General features: G+C 64.0%; 18 protein-coding genes and 1 tRNA gene. 8 read left to right on the forward strand and 11 right to left on the reverse strand.

All coding sequences use genetic code 11. From position 1 onward, the window contains the following. Positions 1 to 139: 139 nt before the first annotated feature. The 3 genes from HUX88_RS17365 to HUX88_RS17375 all read right to left on the reverse strand — a co-directional run bounded on the left by HUX88_RS17365 (position 140) and on the right by HUX88_RS17375 (position 1,842). On the reverse strand, positions 140 to 469 hold the full coding sequence (locus tag HUX88_RS17365) for a HigA family addiction module antitoxin (RefSeq protein WP_117014262.1): 330 nt from the start codon (positions 467 to 469) through the stop codon (positions 140 to 142). Between the two features lie 17 nt (positions 470 to 486). Next, positions 487 to 768 carry a type II toxin-antitoxin system RelE/ParE family toxin gene (locus HUX88_RS17370; protein WP_117014261.1) on the reverse strand — a complete coding sequence of 94 codons (282 nt, stop codon included), beginning with the start codon at positions 766 to 768 and terminating at the stop codon, positions 487 to 489. Positions 769 to 936: 168 nt separating this feature from the next. Beyond that, a complete protein-coding gene (locus HUX88_RS17375; RefSeq protein ID WP_176362580.1) occupies positions 937 to 1,842 on the reverse strand; it encodes a LysR family transcriptional regulator in 906 nt (301 codons plus the stop codon). A gap of 199 nt (positions 1,843 to 2,041) precedes the next feature. Between HUX88_RS17375 and HUX88_RS17380 the strand changes: the two genes are divergently transcribed. Further along, positions 2,042 to 2,389 (forward strand): DoxX family protein, encoded by a 348-nt coding sequence (locus HUX88_RS17380; RefSeq protein WP_229213595.1) that lies wholly within the window; start codon positions 2,042 to 2,044, stop codon positions 2,387 to 2,389. Between the two features lie 100 nt (positions 2,390 to 2,489). Then, entirely contained in the window at positions 2,490 to 3,362 is an 873-nt protein-coding gene (locus HUX88_RS17385; RefSeq protein WP_117015808.1) for an NmrA family NAD(P)-binding protein, read from the forward strand. A 103-nt stretch (positions 3,363 to 3,465) separates the two neighbouring features. Here HUX88_RS17385 and HUX88_RS17390 read toward each other — a convergent pair. Further along, positions 3,466 to 3,541 (reverse strand) — tRNA-Phe (locus tag HUX88_RS17390). 120 nt (positions 3,542 to 3,661) lie between these two features. Between HUX88_RS17390 and HUX88_RS17395 the strand changes: the two genes are divergently transcribed. Beyond that, complete coding sequence (locus HUX88_RS17395; protein ID WP_176362581.1) at positions 3,662 to 5,062, forward strand: M20/M25/M40 family metallo-hydrolase; 1,401 nt, start codon at positions 3,662 to 3,664, stop codon at positions 5,060 to 5,062. Positions 5,063 to 5,065: 3 nt separating this feature from the next. On the opposite strand, the gene HUX88_RS17400 is transcribed toward HUX88_RS17395, so the two are convergent. The 5 genes from HUX88_RS17400 to HUX88_RS17415 all read right to left on the reverse strand — a co-directional run bounded on the left by HUX88_RS17400 (position 5,066) and on the right by HUX88_RS17415 (position 10,900). After that, entirely contained in the window at positions 5,066 to 6,376 is a 1,311-nt protein-coding gene (locus tag HUX88_RS17400) for an alpha-amylase family glycosyl hydrolase (protein WP_176362582.1), read from the reverse strand. An 8-nt stretch (positions 6,377 to 6,384) separates the two neighbouring features. After that, positions 6,385 to 8,754, reverse strand: a complete 2,370-nt coding sequence (locus tag HUX88_RS17405; RefSeq protein WP_229219393.1) for a S9 family peptidase — start codon at positions 8,752 to 8,754, stop codon at positions 6,385 to 6,387. Between the two features lie 72 nt (positions 8,755 to 8,826). After that, positions 8,827 to 8,982, reverse strand: coding sequence for a hypothetical protein (locus tag HUX88_RS32445; RefSeq protein ID WP_229219394.1), 156 nt, complete (start codon positions 8,980 to 8,982; stop codon positions 8,827 to 8,829). After that, the gene (locus tag HUX88_RS17410; RefSeq protein WP_229219395.1) at positions 8,940 to 10,223 is read right to left on the reverse strand and encodes an MFS transporter; all 1,284 of its coding nucleotides are present in this window, start codon (positions 10,221 to 10,223) and stop codon (positions 8,940 to 8,942) included. The genes HUX88_RS32445 and HUX88_RS17410 overlap by 43 nt, the downstream gene beginning before the upstream one ends. A 104-nt stretch (positions 10,224 to 10,327) precedes the next feature. Next, positions 10,328 to 10,900, reverse strand: coding sequence for a hemerythrin domain-containing protein (locus tag HUX88_RS17415; RefSeq protein WP_117015812.1), 573 nt, complete (start codon positions 10,898 to 10,900; stop codon positions 10,328 to 10,330). Positions 10,901 to 11,340: 440 nt separating this feature from the next. Here HUX88_RS17415 and HUX88_RS17420 point away from each other — a divergent pair, with 440 nt between their 5' ends. Genes HUX88_RS17420 through HUX88_RS17430 form a run of 3 tightly spaced genes read left to right on the forward strand, consistent with a single transcriptional unit; the run spans position 11,341 to position 14,109 of the window. After that, a complete protein-coding gene (locus tag HUX88_RS17420; protein WP_117015813.1) occupies positions 11,341 to 12,093 on the forward strand; it encodes an ABC transporter substrate-binding protein in 753 nt (250 codons plus the stop codon). A gap of 27 nt (positions 12,094 to 12,120) precedes the next feature. After that, complete coding sequence (locus tag HUX88_RS17425; protein ID WP_229219396.1) at positions 12,121 to 13,317, forward strand: hypothetical protein; 1,197 nt, start codon at positions 12,121 to 12,123, stop codon at positions 13,315 to 13,317. A 24-nt stretch (positions 13,318 to 13,341) separates the two neighbouring features. Further along, the gene (locus HUX88_RS17430) at positions 13,342 to 14,109 is read left to right on the forward strand and encodes an ABC transporter substrate-binding protein (protein WP_176362583.1); all 768 of its coding nucleotides are present in this window, start codon (positions 13,342 to 13,344) and stop codon (positions 14,107 to 14,109) included. Positions 14,110 to 14,147: 38 nt separating this feature from the next. On the opposite strand, the gene HUX88_RS17435 is transcribed toward HUX88_RS17430, so the two are convergent. Then, positions 14,148 to 14,858, reverse strand: coding sequence for an SDR family oxidoreductase (locus HUX88_RS17435; RefSeq protein WP_176362584.1), 711 nt, complete (start codon positions 14,856 to 14,858; stop codon positions 14,148 to 14,150). Positions 14,859 to 14,933: 75 nt separating this feature from the next. Continuing rightward, on the reverse strand, positions 14,934 to 15,512 hold the full coding sequence (locus HUX88_RS17440; protein WP_117015816.1) for a TetR/AcrR family transcriptional regulator: 579 nt from the start codon (positions 15,510 to 15,512) through the stop codon (positions 14,934 to 14,936). Positions 15,513 to 15,615: 103 nt separating this feature from the next. Between HUX88_RS17440 and HUX88_RS17445 the strand changes: the two genes are divergently transcribed. Both HUX88_RS17445 and HUX88_RS17450 read left to right on the forward strand, forming a co-directional pair. Continuing rightward, positions 15,616 to 15,855, forward strand: a complete 240-nt coding sequence (locus HUX88_RS17445) for a hypothetical protein (protein WP_147330562.1) — start codon at positions 15,616 to 15,618, stop codon at positions 15,853 to 15,855. Between the two features lie 138 nt (positions 15,856 to 15,993). Continuing rightward, positions 15,994 to 18,051 (forward strand): S9 family peptidase, encoded by a 2,058-nt coding sequence (locus HUX88_RS17450; protein WP_176362585.1) that lies wholly within the window; start codon positions 15,994 to 15,996, stop codon positions 18,049 to 18,051. Positions 18,052 to 18,077 lie beyond the last annotated feature (26 nt).

An 18,077-nucleotide genomic window follows, 5' to 3' on the forward strand; every position in this document is an offset into this window, starting at 1 on the left:
CCGAATCGCCGGTCGACGGACGCTCGGTTGAAATGGCGTTTGCCGCCCCAGAAGCGACAACGCCCACTTGCATGAGTGGGCGTTGCGTGAGGTATGTTCGACACAAGGATTTTCAAGACTTGTGTCGGCTCGCCAGCGTTCACGCTGCCAATGCTTGGCCGTTGTTGCCGCCGACGTTACGCGGCTCGATCTCATCGATAATTTTTTTCATTGCCAGTCTGGTGGCCATTTTCAAATCATATGCTTGTTGCAGGTTGAGCCATGACTGCGGATCGCCACCGAAGTAGCGCGCGAGCCGCAGCGCGGTATCTGCGGTGACGCCACGTTTTTCGTTGACGATGTCGTTGACACGGGACGGTGCCACACGAAGCGCCTTCGACAACGCATGTGGCGTCATCCCTAACGGGGCAAGAAACTCCTCCCGCAAGATTTCGCCGGGATGGATGGGCCGCATTTCATTCTTCATCATTTCACAGCCTTGATCAGTTAGTGGTAGTCAATGATTTCCACGTCTTTCGGCCCGCCTTCTGTCCAGACGAAGCAGATTCTGAACTGCGCATTCACTCTAATACTGTATTCGCCCCGGCGCTCGCCGCTGAGCGCCTCCAGATGATTTCCGGGCCGAGAGCGTAAGAAATCCAATGTGGCTGCGCTGTCCAGTAGCTGGAGCTTCCGTTCTGCACTGGAGCGAAAATTTGCGAACTTGGGCACTGCCTTTCCTTCGAACAGCCTTTTGGTTTGTTTGCACCGGAAGGACAGGATAGCCATATTGTATGCCGTTTATCGGGGTGTGATAGGCAAGCGTAGCACCTCTTAAGCACGCTGCGGATGAACTGCGTCAGCACATGCCGCCGAGCTTGAGGTTTAAGCTACCGCCGTCCAAGGACATCAACTCAGAATGTTGATTTCGAGGGCGGGGCCAAGCCGTTCGGTGCACTATTCCAGGTAGGGGGCGAGCACGTTTTCGATCCATTTCATGAAGGTGCGGACTCGGCGCGACAAGTTGCGCCGATGCGCTACTACCAGGGAGACGTCGAGCGGCTTGTGCTGAAAATCTGGTAAAAGCTCTATCAACGCTCCACTCTCCAAGTACCGGCCAATCGCCAACAGTGGTGCCTGAATCAGGCCAAGGCCGGCGATGCCAGCTGCTTCGTAGGACTGTACGCTGTTGACGTGCAGCGCACCTCGCAACTGAAGCCTTGCATAACTGTCGCCGTGCGGGTACTCCCATCCATAAGGTTTAGCGCCGAGCGTCCTCGCGAAATGAATTGCCCGATGTTCCTGGCGCTGCAGATCTTCCAGTGATCGAGGAATGCCGTAGCGCGCCAAATAGGCCGGACTGGCGGCGTTGACCATGCGTAATTTGCCCAGCGGGCGGGCAATCAGCGTCTCGTCTCCGATGGGACCAAGTCGCAATACGCAGTCAAACCCCTCTTGAACCAGATCAACTTGGCGATCCGTGCTTGATACTTCCAGCTCCAACTCGGGATAAGTCTCCATGAAGATCGGCAAGGCTGGCACGATAGTGGTGCGCGCCAGCTCACTCGGCAGATCAACGCGTAAGCGCCCGCGAAGTGTAACTCGATCGCCTGCGAACATTGAGTGCAGATCATCGACTTCAGCAAGCAGATCGCGTGCACGTGCATGAAATACCCGCCCGTCTTCGGTCAACTGCACGTTACGCGTCGTCCGATGCAGAAGCCTGACGCCGATATCTTCCTCCAATTTTCGTACCGCCGTTGAGGCTCGTCCCTTTTGGATGCCCAGACTTTCGGCGGCGTGGGTGAAGCTCCCCATTTCCGCTACCGTGATGAAAATGAGGAGGGGTTCGAGATTTTGCATTTCGTGCCTTGGTATGCAATTGATCACTATAAAGAGAACAGTGCGTTCATTTCATAGGCGTTTATCACGCCTGAAAGACACAGTATGCTCCGAATATTGAGATAGCCCATCGGAGAAATGACAAATGGCTGAAACTATGAACCCACATCGGGTACCAGAAACCTTGACTTCGCATCGCGCCATTTGGGCCGGCCGGATAATGAGCGCGTTTGTCGTTATCGCTCTGCTGGCAGACGGCGCTATCCAGCTTTTCGCGCCGGCACAGATCGCGAGTATGTTGCAGGAAACCGGCTTCGCGATGAACCTAACTCACGTCGTGGGTTCGATCCTACTTGCTTGCACCATCCTTTACGCCATCCCGGCCACCGCCGTCCTCGGCGCAATCCTCTTGACGGGCTTTTTGGGCGGCGCTATCTGCGCCCACGTCCGCATTGGTGAGTTGGGGTCACCGCCGGAAATCATTTCCCTATTTCTGGGCACGATGGCATGGGGTGGTCTCTACGCGCGCGATCCCCGTATCCGGGCGATTCTTCCGCTCATTCGTTGAGCCAACAGGGACTGTGTTGTGTCCCTCAAGTTCAGAAGAAACGCCAATTTTTTTAGCAACCGGGGGCAGTGCTCTGCCTCTTCAATGTCAGGAGAAACGTATGTTTTTAGTAATGGGAATAACGGGAAAAGTGGGCGGCGCAGCGGCAGAACATCTGTTGGCGCAAGGTAAGCAAGTACGCGCGCTAGTCCGTGATCGCGAGAAGGCGTCAAGCTGGGCGAACCGGGGCGTGGAACTGGTTGACGGTGACTGGGGTGACTCGGCAGCCATCGAGCGGGCGCTCAAGGGCGTCGAAGGCGCGTTTGTCATGTTGCCGGCTGTCTGGGCTCCCTCGCCCGATTACAAAGAGGCCAAGGGCGTGATTGCGAGCTATGTCGAGGCGCTTGCTAAGGCAGCGCCGCCACGGGTGGTGGCGCTTTCGTCGATGGGGGCGAACAGGACCAGCGGGCTTGGGATGATCACAGCCTTGTCGCTTCTGGAGCAAGGTTTTCGCGACCTGATATCACCAATTGCATTTGTGCGCGCCGGTGGATTCTACGAGAACTTCCTCTACGGCTTGCAGGTCGCCCAAGGCGGAACGCTACCGGTCTACTACAATCCGACAAACCGGAAATCGACCATGGTCGCGACGAACGATATCGGCGCGGAGGTCGCAAGCCTTTTGACTGGGCCGGTGTGGTCGGGGCGGCGCGTCGTCGAGCTCGGTTCGATGGTCACCGCAGATGAAGTAGCGGAGCAATTGGGTGAAGTCCTGAATCTTCATGTGAAAGCCTTTGCAGTCCCACGTGCAGGATGGGCGGAAGCTTTCGAGCAATTCGGCATTCCGAAGGGGCACACCGGACCTGCCGAAGAAATGTTTGAAGCCGTGAATGCAGGATGGATGGATCTCGGCGTCGAGGGTACGGAGCATGTAGCGGGTACAACGTCCGCACGTGACGTCTTCGCGGCGGCCCAGAAGGCCCAGAAGGCTTAAACCACGACGTGGAAGGCGGGGAAATGGACCGGACACAAGGACTGTGAGCCCACATACAAAAAACGCCAACCGGTAATGGTTGGCGTTTCGTGAAGTATGTTCTTGGTGGCCCGGGGCGGAATCGAACCACCGACACAAGGATTTTCAATCCTCTGCTCTACCAACTGAGCTACCAGGCCAAGGGCCGCAATTATAGCAGACGCCCCCTGGGGTTTGGCAAGGGCCTCCCAGCACTTTTATTGACAGTAATAATTTCGGGGTATAAGTTAGTCGCTTTGCATGACATCGATAGGAGCACTATGAAGCGGGCGACCTGGTTGGCGGCGGGATTGGTGGTGGCGGGCGCGGCGCATGGCGCCGATCTGACGCCGGTGCAGAAGCAGATGCGCGAGATTTATCAGGAACTGGTGGAAACCAACACCACCAATTCCACCGGCTCCTGCACGGTGGCGGCCAACAAGATGGCCAAGCGCCTGAAGGCGGCCGGCTTCCAGGACGCCGACCTGCACCTGATCGTGCCGCCCGGCGGTCCCGCCAAGGGCAACCTGGTGGCGCGCATCAAGGGCGACGGCAGCAAGAAGCCGCTGCTGCTGTTGGCCCACATCGACGTGGTCGAGGCCAACCGCGCCGACTGGGTGCGCGATCCGTTCAAGCTGGTCGAGGAGGACGGCATGTTCTACGCGCGCGGCGCGTCCGACGACAAGGCCATGGCCGCGTCCTTCGTCGCCAATATGATCCGCTACAAGAAGGAAAAGCTGGCGCCCAAGCGCGACGTCGTCATGGCGCTGACCTGCGACGAGGAGATGGTGCCCAGTAAATTCGACGGCGCCGAGTATCTGTTCAATCACCACCGCGCGCTGATCGACGCCGAGATCGCGCTCAACGAAGGCGGCGGCGGCCTGCTGGACAAGCAGGGCAAGCCGGTACGCCACGGCATCCAGGCCGGCGAGAAAATCTACCAGAGCTTCCAGCTGGAGGTGACCAATCCCGGCGGCCACAGCTCCGCGCCGTACCGCGACAACGCCATCTACCATCTGGCGGAGGGCTTGTCGCGCCTGGGCCGCTTCGCCTTCCCGTTCAAGCTGTCGGACGTGACGCGCTCCTACTACGAGCGCATGTCCACGGTGGAGCAGGGCCAGGTGGCCGCCGACATGAAGGCCATCCTCGGCGATCCGCCCGACGCGGCGGCGCTGGAGCGCCTGTACGCGGTGAGCCCGGTGCACAACTCCACCGTACGCACCACCTGCGTGGCGACCAGGGTCGATGCCGGCCATGCCGACAACGCGCTGCCGCAGCGCGCCCGCGCCACCGTCAACTGCCGCATCCTGCCGGACGAGAAGGTGGACGATGTGCAGGCCACGCTGCAGCGCGTGCTGGCCGATGACCAGATCAAGATCACCCGCATCGGCGAGGGCCTGAGCGCGCCGATGCCGCCGCTGACGCCGACGCTGATGAAGGCGGTGGAGGAGATCAGCAACGATATGTGGCCCGGCGTGCCGGTGATCCCGACCATGTCGACCGGCGGCACCGACGGCCGTTTCCTCAACAGCGGCGGCATCTGGACCTACGGCATCAGCGGCATGTTCGCCGGCCCGGAAGGCAGCGGCGCGCATGGCTTGAATGAGCACATCCGCGTCAAGTCGCTGTACGACGGCCAGGAGTACCTGTATCGCCTGGCCAAGCGGCTGGCCACCGAGTAGGCCTTACTCCGGCACGACGATGCGCCAGCGCCACGGCTTGAGCACGGCCTGGCCTTCTTCGCCGGCCAGCTTGTACTTCTGCAGCGTGGCGGTCGGGTTGACGATCACGCGCACATTGTTCTTGCCCTGCTGGCGCTTGAAGGCGAACAGCTGGTCGTTGCCGACGTCGAGCAGCTGCACCACGCCGCCGCTGGCGCCGTTCCACAGCGCCTGGTTTTCCTTCTTCAGCTGATTCAGGCCGGCGTAGAAGCCTTCCAGCTCGTAGGTCTTCCAGTCGATCGGATCTTTTTCGAAGAACTCCAGCTTCTTGTCCAGCCGCGCTTCCTGGCCGCTGTACACCAGCGGGATGCCGGGCAGGGTGTAGCTCAGCACCGCCATCGCGCCATAGGCCGGGCCGTACAAGTCCTTGTCCGTGCCCTGCCACGAGTTGATGTCGTGGTTGTTGGTGAACTGCAGGCGGTAGGCGTCGCGCGGGTAGGCCTTCGGCGGATTGGCCACGAAGGCCTTCAGTTCAGCCGCTCCGGCCTGGCCCTTGCCGATTTTTTGCATCAGCGCGTTGAGCGGCCAGTCGTAGCTGGCGTCGAACGCCTTCTCGTGCAGCGCCGGCTCGTCCGATTCGGCCAGCATGAACACCGGCTTGATCTTGTCGAGCTGCGTGCGCGCCTGGTTCCAGAATTCGGTCGGCACCAGGCCGGCGGCGTCGCAGCGGAAGCCGTCGATGCCGGCCTCGCGCACCCAGAACGCCATCGCTTCCGTCATGCCCTTCCACAGGTCCTTGTTGGCGTAATCGAGGCCGATCACGTCGGTCCATTCCTCGGTGCCGCCGGCTTCGTTCTTGAAGCTGACGGAGTGGATTTCGCCCTTGTCGTTCTTCTTGTACCAGTCGGGATGCTGGGTGGCCCACGGGTGGTCCCAGGCCGTGTGGTTGCCCACCCAGTCCAGGATCACGTGCATGCCCAGCGCGTGCGCCTGCTTGACCAGCTTGCGCAGGTCGTCCATGGTGCCGTAGTCCGGGCTGACGGCCTGGTAGTCCTTCACCGCGTAGTAGCTGCCCAGCGTGCCCTTGCGGTTTTGCTGGCCGATCGGGTGCAACGGCATCAGCCAGACGATGTCGACGCCCATCTGCTTCAGGCGCGGCAGCGTGGCGGCGAAGGCGTTCAGCGTGCCTTCCTTGCTGTACTGGCGCAGGTTCACTTCATAGACGTTGGAACTGCGCGACCAGGCCGGGTGTTTCACGGCGCTGGTTTGGGCGTGGGCCGCGAGCGGTCCAAACATGAGTGCTGCCAGCGGCAGCAGGGCGGCGAACTTTTTCATGGATCTCCTTATTTTTTCAGCGTGCGTTCGAACAGCTGGTAGATGCGGCGGTATTCATCGTACCAGCTCTCCGGGTGGACGAAGCCGTGGCGCTCCATCGGGTACGGCGCCAGCTCCCAGTTGTCTTTCTTCAGTTCGATGAAGCGCTGGGCCATGCGTACCGAATCCTGGAAGAAGACGTTGTCGTCGATCATGCCGTGGGCGATCAGCAGGTTGCCCTTCAGCTGATCGGCGTATTCGATCGGCGACGAGATCTTGTACGCGTCCGGGTCCAGCTCCGGCGTGTTGAGGATGTTCGCGGTGTACTCGTGGTTGTAGGTGGTCCAGTCGGTAACGGGGCGCAGCGCTGCGCCGGACTTGAACTGCTCCGGTGCGCGCAGCATCGCCATGAAGGTCATGAAGCCGCCGTAGCTGCCGCCGTAGATGCCGACGTTGGCGGGATCGCCCTGGTGGTTGGCCACCATCCAGTTCAAGCCGTCGATGTAGTCTTCCAGTTCCGGGTGGCCCATCTGGCGGTAGATGGCGGTGCGCCAGTTGCGGCCATAGCCCAGCGAGGCGCGGTAGTCCATGTCCAGCACGATGTAGCCTTTTTCCACCAGCAGGTTGTGGAACATCTGCTCGCGGAAGTAGACCGGGTAACGCTTGCTGACGTTCTGCAGGTAGCCGGCGCCGTGCACGAACATCACCACCGGATATTTTTTGCCCGCTTCCAGCGTGGCCGGGCGATACAGCTTGGCCCACACCGGATCGGCGCCATGCGTGGACGGCACGGCGACGATCTGCGGCGCGATCCACTCGCGCGCCTTGAAGTCGGCGCTGCGGGTGTCGGTGAGCTGGGTGGCGGCGCCGCCGCTGCTGGCGACGGTGGCGATCTGCGTCGGCATGTAGGCGGTGGAGTAGCGTACCAGCAGCTTGCGGCCGTCCGGCGACAGCGCGAAGCTCTCCACGCCGCCCAGCGATGTCAGTTCGCGCAGGGCGCCGTCCTTGGTGGAGGTGGAGCACACCTCGTAGGTGCCCGGCAGCTTGGGATTGCACAGGAAGTAGGCGGTGCTGCCGTCGGCGTTCCATTCGATCTCGCTGGTTTCCCATTTGCCCGAGGTCAGCGCGCGCGCCTTGCCGTCGGCGGTCTGCGTGTACAGGTGGGCGTAGCCGCTTTCCTCCGATTGATACCACAGCGTGCTGTTGTCCGGCTGCCAGCCGAAGTCGTTGCCGCGGTTGTTGACCCAGGCGGCGTCGCTCAGGCGGTGCACCGGTTTCAGTTTGGCGCCGGCCAGGTCGACGGTGGCGATCCAGCGGTCCTTGTTGTCGATCGCCTGCGCCATCACGGCCACCTGCGCGCCGTTGGCGCTCCAGCGGATCGAGTCCTCGCGGTTTTCGAAGCGCAGTGCGCGGTTGCCCTTGAGCGGATCGAGCTTGTGCGCGGCGCGCAGCTCGGCCAGCGGATCGACGGCGATGCCGGGCAGGGTGTCGAACGACAGCTCGCTCACCTTGCGGGTCGATAGTTCAACCAGTTTCAGTTGGTGCGGCTGCGGGCCGGTGTCGCTGACGCGCTTGCGCTGGTCGTCGGTTTCCTCGTAGCCCGATTCGGTCACGTACTTGGCCAGCTTGCCGACGCGGCGCTTGTCGCCGTCCTTGGCGCTGGTGACCACCAGCAGGTAGCGGCCGTCCGGCGACAGCGCGCTGGTTTCGATGACGACCTTCTCGCCGAGGTAGATGGGCAGCGGCGCGCGGGTGGCGTCGGCGCTGCGCTCGGCGTTGCGGCGGTCGCGGGTGGCGTCCTTTTCGTCCTTCAGGCGCGCCAGCGTGGAGAGCAGGCGCAGTTGCAGGTCGCGGCGGCTGTCGGCGTCCGGCGCGGCGTCCGGGTCCTTGGCGGTGCGCAGCAGCGCCACCGGCGACACCAGGCGCTCGGCGCGGCTCCAGCTGAACCAGTCGCTGCCGACGCGGAACTGCACGTGGGCGCCGTCGGCCGCGTACTGCGGATCGGCGGCCGGCGTGGTGCCGCGCAGGATCTGCGTCAGCGTGCCGGTCTTCAGGTCGCGCTCGAACAGGTCGCCGTTGCGCAGCAGGATGGCGCGCGTGTGCTCGTGGTTGTAGACCGGGGCGGCGGCGTCGAGGTTGGCCAGCTGCTTGTCGTCGACCGCCTTGGCGGCGCCGGGAGCGGCGATGATGTAGGTGTCGCGCAGCGGCGAGCCGGCGCGCTTTTGCTTGTAGTAGACCTGGCGGCTGTCCCAGCCCCACCACGCGGCTTCCACCGGATTGCCGATCCAGTCGGGATTGGACATCGCCTGGTCCAGCGTGATCGGGGTGGGAGTGGCGCCGGCGCTGGCGGAGAACGAGCCGGCCATGGCGGCGGCTAGGAAGGGCAGGACAAAACGCATTGGTTGGGTCGCTTTGAAGTTGGGTGAACGGGAGCGCCGGATCGCGGCGCGTCCGAGATTCTAGCCCAAGCTTCAGTAGCGAGCCATCTTGTCGGTCCGCCCGTGGCGCGCGTCCGGGCCGCCGCGGCGCGGGGCCAGGCGCAGGGCCAGCAGCAGGATGGCGCCGGCCGCCAGGTACATGGCGATCAGCACGGCCAGCATGGCGGCGCTGCCGCCCCAGGCCTGCATGCGCGCGCCGAGCGCGGGACCGAAGGCGCCGCCGGCCAGGCCGCAGAGCTGACCACCAGCGCGATGCCGGCCGCCGCGCGCCGGCGCGACAGCAGGTCGGTGGCGATGGCGACCAGCAGCGGCGCGGCCGAGGCGATGCCGAGCGACGCCAGCGCCAGCCCGGCCAGCGACCAGGCCATGCCGTTGTTGGCGGCGATGGCCAGCGCCAGGCCGCCTGCGGCCAGCACCATGCAGGCGACGAAGTGGCCGCGCCGTTCGCGCCGGCGGTCCGAGTCGTAGCCGATGGCGATCATGCCGGCGACGCCGGCCAGGTGCGGGATGGCGGCCAGCAGACCAGGCTGCATATGGCTTTGTTCGGCCCAGCGCTGCACCAGCGCGGGCGCCCAGGAGGCCAGCGCGTAGCTGGCGCCGATCAGCAGCAGGTTGGCGGCGGCCAGCAGGCACAGGGCGCGGTCGCGCAGCAGCGAGGCGAGGACCGAGGTGAAAGGCGCGTCGTCCGCCGGCTGGCCGGCCGGCGCGGCGGCCTGCAGTTGCGCCTCGTCGCGCTCCAGGTCCTGTTCGATCATCAGCTGTTCGAACGGCGACAGCCAGCCCGCGTCGTCTGGACGCTCGGCCAGGCAGGCGTAGGCGACGATGCCCAGCAGCGCGGCCGGCAGGCCTTGCGTCAGCAGCAGCCATTGCCAGCCCCGCAGGCCGGCGGCGCCCTGCAGCGCGGCCAGCGTGGCTTCGCTCAGCGGCCCGGCGCCGGCGGCGGCCAGCAGCGCGGCCGAGCCGAACACCGCGTACACGCGCGCGCGGCGCGCGGCCGGATACCACCAGGTCAGGTAGAGGATCACGCCGGGATAGAAGCCGGCTTCGAACACGCCCTGCGCGAAGCGCAGCAGGTAGAGCTGGAACGGCGTGCGGACGAAGGCGGCGGCGGCCGACGCCAGGCCCCAGCCCAGCATCATGCGCAGCAGCGTCTTGCGGGCGCCGATTTTTTCCAGCAGCAGGTTGGCGGGGAGCTGGCACAGGCAGCAGCCGGCGAAGAACAGCGCGGCGCCCCAGGCGTAGACGGCGTCGCCGAAGGCCAGGCTGGCCTGCATCTGCCGTTGCGCGTAGCCGAGGTTGAGGCGGTCCAGGCAGGCGACCGCGTAGCACAGCATCAGCAGCGGCAGCAGGCGCCAGCCGACCTTGCGGTAAATGGCGTCCATGCCGGCGGCGCCGCGCAGGTGCAGTACGGTGGCGGAAGGGGTCTGCATGCAGACGATATTATCCGCACGTTTTTGCTTAGGCAAGCTTTAGCGGCGCGCGGCGGAACGCAAAACAACAGTGCGCCAAATAGTGCGCCCGCGCCTGCGGCGGATCAGGCCGCCGCCGCGCCGGAGCCGCTGGCGTAGATGCGGGCGCGGCGCGGACGCAGCTCCGGCTGGGTGGCGGCGCCGTTGTCCTCCTGCGCCAGGAACTGGCTGCCGATCTCGAACCACTCCTCGCTGGAGATCACCTTTTGCGCCAGCGGCAGCAGTTCCTGTTCTTCCTTGTCGAGGCGCTTGAGCAGGTTCTGGCAGTACAGGTCCACCGTGCGGCACAGGAACTTGCCTTGCGAGGCGCTGCGGCGCATGGCGCGGCGCAGGCACTTGTGCACCGCGTTGAGCATGGCGCCGCCGAGGCGGCTGAGCGATTCGAGGTCGTTGATCAGGGCGCCGCAGCTGGCGTCGGCCGCGCGCACGGCCGGCATCAGGCAGGCCTCGACCTTGCGCTGGTGGCGCGTTTCGGCAAAGGTGGTCAGTTCCTTGAGCTGGGACTCGATGAACACAGGATCGATTTCCTGCGGGCGGCGCGCGATCGCCTGCACGTACTGCAGCAGGCGCGCGATGAAGTGGCGTTCTTTCTTTTGTTCGATGGATAGTGTCAATAAGACATAGGTGGCAGTAAGCATAACGTTTCCCGTATTTCGTCTGACTTCGGCTGCGCGGCAAGCGTTGGATGGCGGACGCGCCCGAGGTGGAGACTGCTACCTTAGCGCCGTGGCGGGCTCATTCAACGTCGATTTACAATTGTTCACAACTGGTTGTGTGGCAATAACAGTATCGAAACAAGATCGCGAAGATTACCGGCGGGGAAAACGAATGTACGCATGTCAAGCCGGTCGTGAACATGCGTACTCTTCCTGGCTGAGTGGGAAATTATGCACCTTTTTTGCTCGCGAAAATACGTGTTTTATTGCGTCGATCAAAAAATATTTTGTATCGGTCCCGGCGATTTTTCGCGGCGGCCAAATTATTGCGATGCGGTATCCGGAAAGCAACGCTCGGCTTGCCGGTCCTGGTGTAAGGTGGGGTTGCTCGGCATTTGCCGATCGATGTGGACGGGGGAGCAATGAAAAAATTCATCGCCTTAACAGCCATCGGCGCCGCGCTGCACGCCACGGCGGCGCAGCCGGCAACCACCATACAACTGGCCAGCCTGGAGTGGATGCCTTTCAGCGGAGCGACCTTGCCCGGCGATGGCTTGTCCGGCACCGTCGTCGCGGAGGTGGAGAAGCGCCTGGGCAACAACGTCAAGGTCAAATATTTCGAGTGGAAGGAAACGGTCGCCAAGGGCGAGTCCGACCCCGAGTATGCGGGCTATTTTCCGGTGTATTACACGGCTGAACGGGCGGAGAGCAAATGCTACTTGTCCCAGCCGATCGGCAAGAGCGAGACCGGGATCGGCTACCTGAAGGAGACGCCGGTGCTGTGGAAAAAAACCAGCGACCTGGCGGCGTTCAAGATCGGCGTGGTGGAGGGCTACGCCAACAGCGCCGAGTTCGACGCCGCCGTGAAGCAGGGCAAGCAAGCGGTGGAGGTGGTCAGCAGCGATACCAACAACGTCCGCAAGCTGGTCGGCAAGAAAGTGCCTGGGATCGTCATCGACAGGCTGGTGCTGCGCTACCTGACCCTGCACACCGGCGCCAGGGACAGCGTGATGTTCAGCGACCATCTGCTGACGGAAAGCACGCTGCACGTCTGTTTCCGCCGTTCTCCCGCCGGCAAGGCGATGCAGGAGGCGTTCGACGCCGAGTTGAAAAAGGTCGACACCGCCAAACTCGAAGCGGCCTACCTGAAGCGCCTGGAAGCGGGCGCCAAGTAAGTCTCGATCAACGTGGCGGGGGGAATCATGCACCTGAACTGGACCAGGGTTTTTCGGGGCGGCGCGTTGTGCGCGGCTGCGCTCGCCTGCGGCGCGGCCTGCGGCGAGGACGCGTTGCACATCGGCGGCGCGATACGGTTTAACTACGTCTACAAGAACTGGCAGCCCGACCATCCGCACGGCTTCTTCGGACTGGACACGGCGCGCCTGGACGTCAACTACGACGATGGCCGGTGGCTCGGTTCGGGCCAATATCGCTACAACGATTTCCCGCAGGGGCAGGGCGACTACACCGAGCATTTCCTGCACCACGGCTGGGTCGGCATGCGCTTCGAGGACAAGAGCACCGTGCACGTGGGGCTGGATAAAATCCCGTTCGGCCTGCTGCCCTTCGCCTCCAACAACTTCTACGAATCGATGGCGTTCTACACCGGCCTCGAGGACATGTATGACCTGGGCGTGACCTACGCCAGCAAGCCCGGCGCGCTGGAATGGCAGCTCGGCTTCTATCCGCGCGACGGCGGATCGTACGGCGGGAGTTCCAACACGGCCGGGGCGTCGAACCGCTACTCGTTCAACATCGTCGCGGACGACGACGCGCAGGGCTACGCCACCGGGCAAAAGGACAGCGAGCGCAACACGTTGGCCGGGCGCGCCGCGTGGCACTTCGGCGCCGGCGACAAACAGGAGCTCGGCCTGTCCGGCCTGAGCGGCGAGATACGCAACGGCGCCGGCGAACACTCGCGCCGCAACGCCGTCGCCGTCCACTACAAGGGGGCGTTCGGCCCCGTCGGGGTGATGCTCGAAGCCCTGCGCTACAGCTACCACACGCGGCACGCGCCGGGCCAGACCTACGGCGGCCTGGACCCGAACAGCTTCGTGATGCTGGGCGCGTTCGGCTATCCCTATCCGGTGGCGGCCAAGGGCGACATCCTGGTGGCCAACCTCAGTTATGACATCCCGGGATCGGTGGGGCCGTTCAGCGGCTTCAAGCTCTACAACGACTACAGCGTCCTGACCAAGCGCGTCGGCAACTACAAGGACTCGCAACAGAACGTGACCGGGCTAAGCTTCTCCGCCGGCAAATGGTATTTCTACGCCGACTACATGCTGGGCCGGCACCAGCCGTACATGGGGCCGGATTTTGGTGGATTGGGCTCGACTTCCAGCAGATATGATAGTGTCACCCATCGGGTCAATCTGCAGGCCGGATACTACTTTTGATTTTCCGAGCCTGGAGATGGAACAATGCGTGGTGCGGCGATTGTCCTGTGGTGGTTGCTCGGCCTGTCTTTTGCCGGACTGGCCCGGGCGGAAACGGTCACCATCGCCACCGGCGAATTTCCGCCGTGGACCAGCGAAAGCGCGCGCTACGGCGGGTTCGTCAACCGCGTGGTCGCGGCCGCGTTCGCGCGGGTGGGGATCGACGTCAAGTTCACCTACATGCCGTGGAAGCGCGCGGAAGCCGAGACCAGGGTGGGACGCTACGACGCCAGCGCGTTCTGGTTCGCCAGCCAGGACAGCGAGGTCGACTTCATTTTGAGCGACCCGATCTCCAGCCACAAGGAGGTGTTTTTCCATCTGAAGTCCAGGCCCATCCCCCGCTGGGAGACCTTGTCCGATCTGCACGCCATTAAAATCGGCGCCACCCTGGGGTACACCTACACCGGCGAATTCTGGACGCTGGCGCATGACGGCAAAATCAATGTGGAGGTGGCCGCCCGCGATGTGCTGAACCTGAAAAAAGTGGCCATCGGCCGGATCGACGCCTTTCCCATCGATGAGATGAGCGGATGGCTGCTGCTGTCCAATCCCAAGCTGTTTCTTCCCGGGGTCAAGAACATGTTTGCGACGGAGGCGCGGCCCTTGCGCGCGACGTCCGGCTACCTGCGCTTCCCCAGGCGCCAGCCGCGCACTGCCCGTCTGCTGGCGAAATTCAATGCCGGCCTGCTCGCACTCAAGAACGACGGCAGCTACGACCGGTATTTGCAGGACCTGATTGCCGGCGCATATTGACCGGGCGGCCGGCGCGCCGCCCGATGCTTGCGCTTTCCTTATGCCGCGCGCGGTTCGCCCAGGTAGATGCTGCGCGGAGCGCCGAAGCCCTGCTTGACCTGGTGCGCGGTGTCGTCGGTGAGCACCTCGTCGTGGCCCGCCTCCAGCGCTTCCATGATGGCGCGGGCGATGTCGGCCGGCGCCGACTTCGGCGCGTCGACGCCGTTGGTCATGTCGGTGTCCATATAGCCCATGTGGGCGCCCAGCACCTGCGTGCGTTGCGCGTGCAGCTCGCCGCGCAGGCCGTTGGTCAGCGCCCACGCGGCCGCCTTGGACACGCTGTAGGTGCCGCTGGTCGGCAGCGTGAACCAGCTGAGCGCGGACAGGATGTTGACGATGGCGCCGCCGCCGTTGCGCGCCAGCGCGGGGGCGAAGGCCTGGCTGAGCGCCATCGGGCCGTACAGGTTGGTGTCCAGCTCGGCGCGCAGCGCGGCGGCCGCGTCCGCCGCGCCCACGGTGCTGCCGGTGAAGATGCCGGCGTTGTTGATCAGGATGGTCAGGTCGGGGATGGCTTGCGCGGCGGCGGTGATGTCGGCCGGGTTGGTGACGTCGAGCTTGATCGGCGTGACGCCCGCCAGGGTGACGGAGGCGGGATTGCGCACACCTGCGTACACCTTGCGCGCACCGGCGGCCAGCGCGGCTTGCGCCAGCGCGTTGCCCAGGCCGCGGTTGGCGCCGGTGATGAGGATGACTGCGTCTTTCAGTTTCATGGTGTTTCCTTTCGGTGAGAAATGATATAAAACAATATGACCGGTCATCTTAAATCCCGGCCAAAAAAAACCGCGTCACAACAGGATGCGGTTCAAAACCATGTCGGCATAGCGGTCCAGCGGAGCGCGGTTGTGAGCGGCCTTCGCGCGCAGCACCGCGCCCTGCCAGGCGTCGATGATGAAATGGGCCAGCTCCAGCGCCGGCTGCGGGGCGGCCACGCTGCCGTCGCGCTGGGCCTCGGCGATCACCGCCGCCAGGCGTTCGGCCCAGCCGTCGAAATTGCGGCACAGCGACTCGCGCACGGCCGGGATCTGGGCCGACAGCTCGGCGCTGAAGTTGCCCAGCATGCAGCCACGGTTGTAGTCGGTGGCGGTGTTGAAGCCGATCAGCAGGTCGAAGTACTGGCGCAGCCTCTCTTTGGGCGGCAGGCTGCGGTCGTCCAGCACGGCGCGGTAGCCGGCGGCGTCCTCGACGTAGCGTTCCAGCACCTCCACCCCCAGCGTTTCCTTGCTGGCGAAGTGGTTGTAGAACGAGCCCTTGGGCACGCCGGCAGCCTCGGTGATGTCCTGCACGCTGGTGGCGTTGAAGCCCTTGCTGTGCAGCAGATCCAGGCCGGCGGCGACGAGTTGTTGTTTGACGTTAGGTTTAGCCATGCCTCAAATATGACCGGTCGTCTCAAAATAGTCAAGATTTATTTTAGTTATCAATATATGATGTCAATACATTAATCATAATTTCTTTACAAGGATTTTGACTATGAATTTCAAACAATCCTGGGTATTGGGTGGCCTCTGTGCCGGGTTGCTCGCTGGTTGTGCTTCCACCACCGACACCAGCGACGCCGCGCCGGCGCAAGCGTCGGCCGCCACGACCTGTCGCGGTTCCGAGCCCACCACGGGCACGTCGATCCGCCGCCGCGATTGTTCGACGGACGCGAAAATCGTCAATGCCGAGGACGTCAAGAGCATGCCGCGCAACAGCATCGGCACCAAGTAAGGCGCGGCGATATCCGCTCATTCAAGTATCGGCAAGTAACAAGGGCATAACTGTTTTGCTTGCTGCACTGCGATCTTGGTATCATGCCGGCAGCCGGCCACCAGCCGGTATTTTTCTTATAACGTCGGAGATCACCGAATGAGATTATCACTGCTGCTGCTGGGAACCGCTGTCGCGGCCTCCAGCGCCACCGCCGCGCCGCGCGGTTTCACCGTTGAGGACATGGTCAAGATGGAGCGCGCAGGCAGCCCGGTGCTGTCGCCGGACGCTTCCCGCATCGTCTACACGGTCCGTTCCACCAACATGGACAAGAACCGCGGCAACACCCAACTGTGGATGCTGGACCTGCGCGCGCCCAAGGCCGCGCCGGTGCGCCTGACCCAGGCCGACGCCAGCAGCAGCGATCCAGAATGGTCGCCGGCCGGCGACGCCGTGTACTTCCTGTCGGCCCGCTCCGGCTCGCAGCAGGTGTGGCGCCTGCCGCTGGCCGGCGGCGAGGCGGCGCGCGTGACCGACCTGCCGCTGGACGTGGAGAACTTCCGCCTGTCGCCGCAGGGCGACCGCCTGGCGCTGAGCCTGGCCGTGTTCCGCGACTGCGCCGACCTGGCGTGCAGCAAGGCCCGCCTGGACGCGCAGGGCAAGGTCAAGGCCAGCGGCAAGGTCTACGACAAGCTGTTCGTGCGCCATTGGGACACCTGGGCCGACGGTCGCACCAATGTGCTGTACGCGGCGCCGATCGACGCGACCGGCAAGGTCAGCGCGCAGCCGGTCAGCCTGTCCGGCATGCTCGACGGCGACGTGCCGTCCAAGCCGTTCGGCGACCATGACGAGTACCACTTCAGCCCGGACGGCAAGACCGTGGTGTTCTCGGCCCGCATCGCCGGCAAGACCGAGGCGTGGTCGACCAACTTCGACGTCTACACCGTGCCGGCCGAGGGCGGCGCGGCCAGGAACCTGACCGCCGACAACCAGGCCTGGGACACCAAGGCGATCTACTCGCCCGACGGCAAGACGCTGGCCTACCTGGCGATGGACAAGCCCACCTTCGAGGCCGACCGCTTCCACCTGGTGCTGATGGACGTCGCCACCGGCAAGAAGCGCACCGTGGCCGACCACTGGGACCGCTCGATCGCCGACTATCGCTGGACCCCGGACGGCAAGACCCTGCTGGCCACCGCCGACGACATCGGCCAGCACCGCCTGTTCGCCATCGACGCCGCCAGCGGCAAGGTGGCGCCGCTGACCGGCAACGGCTACGTCAGCGGCTTCGACGTCGCGCACGACACCGTGGTCATGGCGCAGGCCAACCTGGCCTCGGGCGCGCAGCTGTTCAAGTTCAAGCTGGGCGGCACGGCCGACAAGGCGCAGCAGCTGACCACGCTCAACGCGCAGGCGCTGGCCGACGTCAAGTTCGGCGAGTACGAGCAGTTCTCCTTCACCGGCGCCAACGGCGAGACCGTCTACGGCCACGTGATGAAGCCATGGAACGCCCAGCCCGGCGTGAAATATCCGATCGCCTTCCTGGTGCACGGCGGTCCGCAGGGCAGCTTCGGCAACTCGTGGAGCTACCGCTGGAATCCGCAGGTGTACGCCGGCGCCGGCTACGCCACCGTGTTCATCGACTTCCACGGCTCGACCGGCTACGGCCAGAAGTTCACCGATTCGATCAGCGGCGACTGGGGCGGCAAGCCGCTGGAAGACCTGCAAAAAGGCCTGGCGGCCGCGGTGCAGAAGTTCCCGTGGCTGGACCGCGAGCGCAGCTGCGCGCTGGGCGCGTCCTACGGCGGTTACATGATGAACTGGATCGAAGGCAGCTGGCCGGACGGCTTCAAGTGCATCGTCAACCATGACGGCGTGTTCGACACGCGCGGCATGGCCTACGCCACCGAGGAGATCTGGTTCACCGAATGGGAAAACGGCGGCGCCTACTACGACGTGCCGGAACTGCACGAGAAGTTCAACCCGGCGCTGAAGGTGAAGAACTGGAAGACGCCGATGCTGGTGGTGCAGGGCGACCTGGACTTCCGCATCCCGACCACGCAGGGCCTGGGCACCTTCACCGCGCTGCAGCGGCGCGGCATCCCGAGCAAGCTCTTGATGTTCCCGGACGAGAACCACTGGGTGCTGAAGCCGGCCAACTCGGTGCTGTGGCACCACACGGTGATCGACTGGCTCGACACCTACCTGAAGAAATAATCAACCAGTTTAACAACGCAACGCCC

The sequence above is a fragment of the Duganella sp. BJB1802 genome (assembly GCF_013369445.1).
GTDB lineage: Bacteria > Pseudomonadota > Gammaproteobacteria > Burkholderiales > Burkholderiaceae_D > Rugamonas > Rugamonas vulcania_A.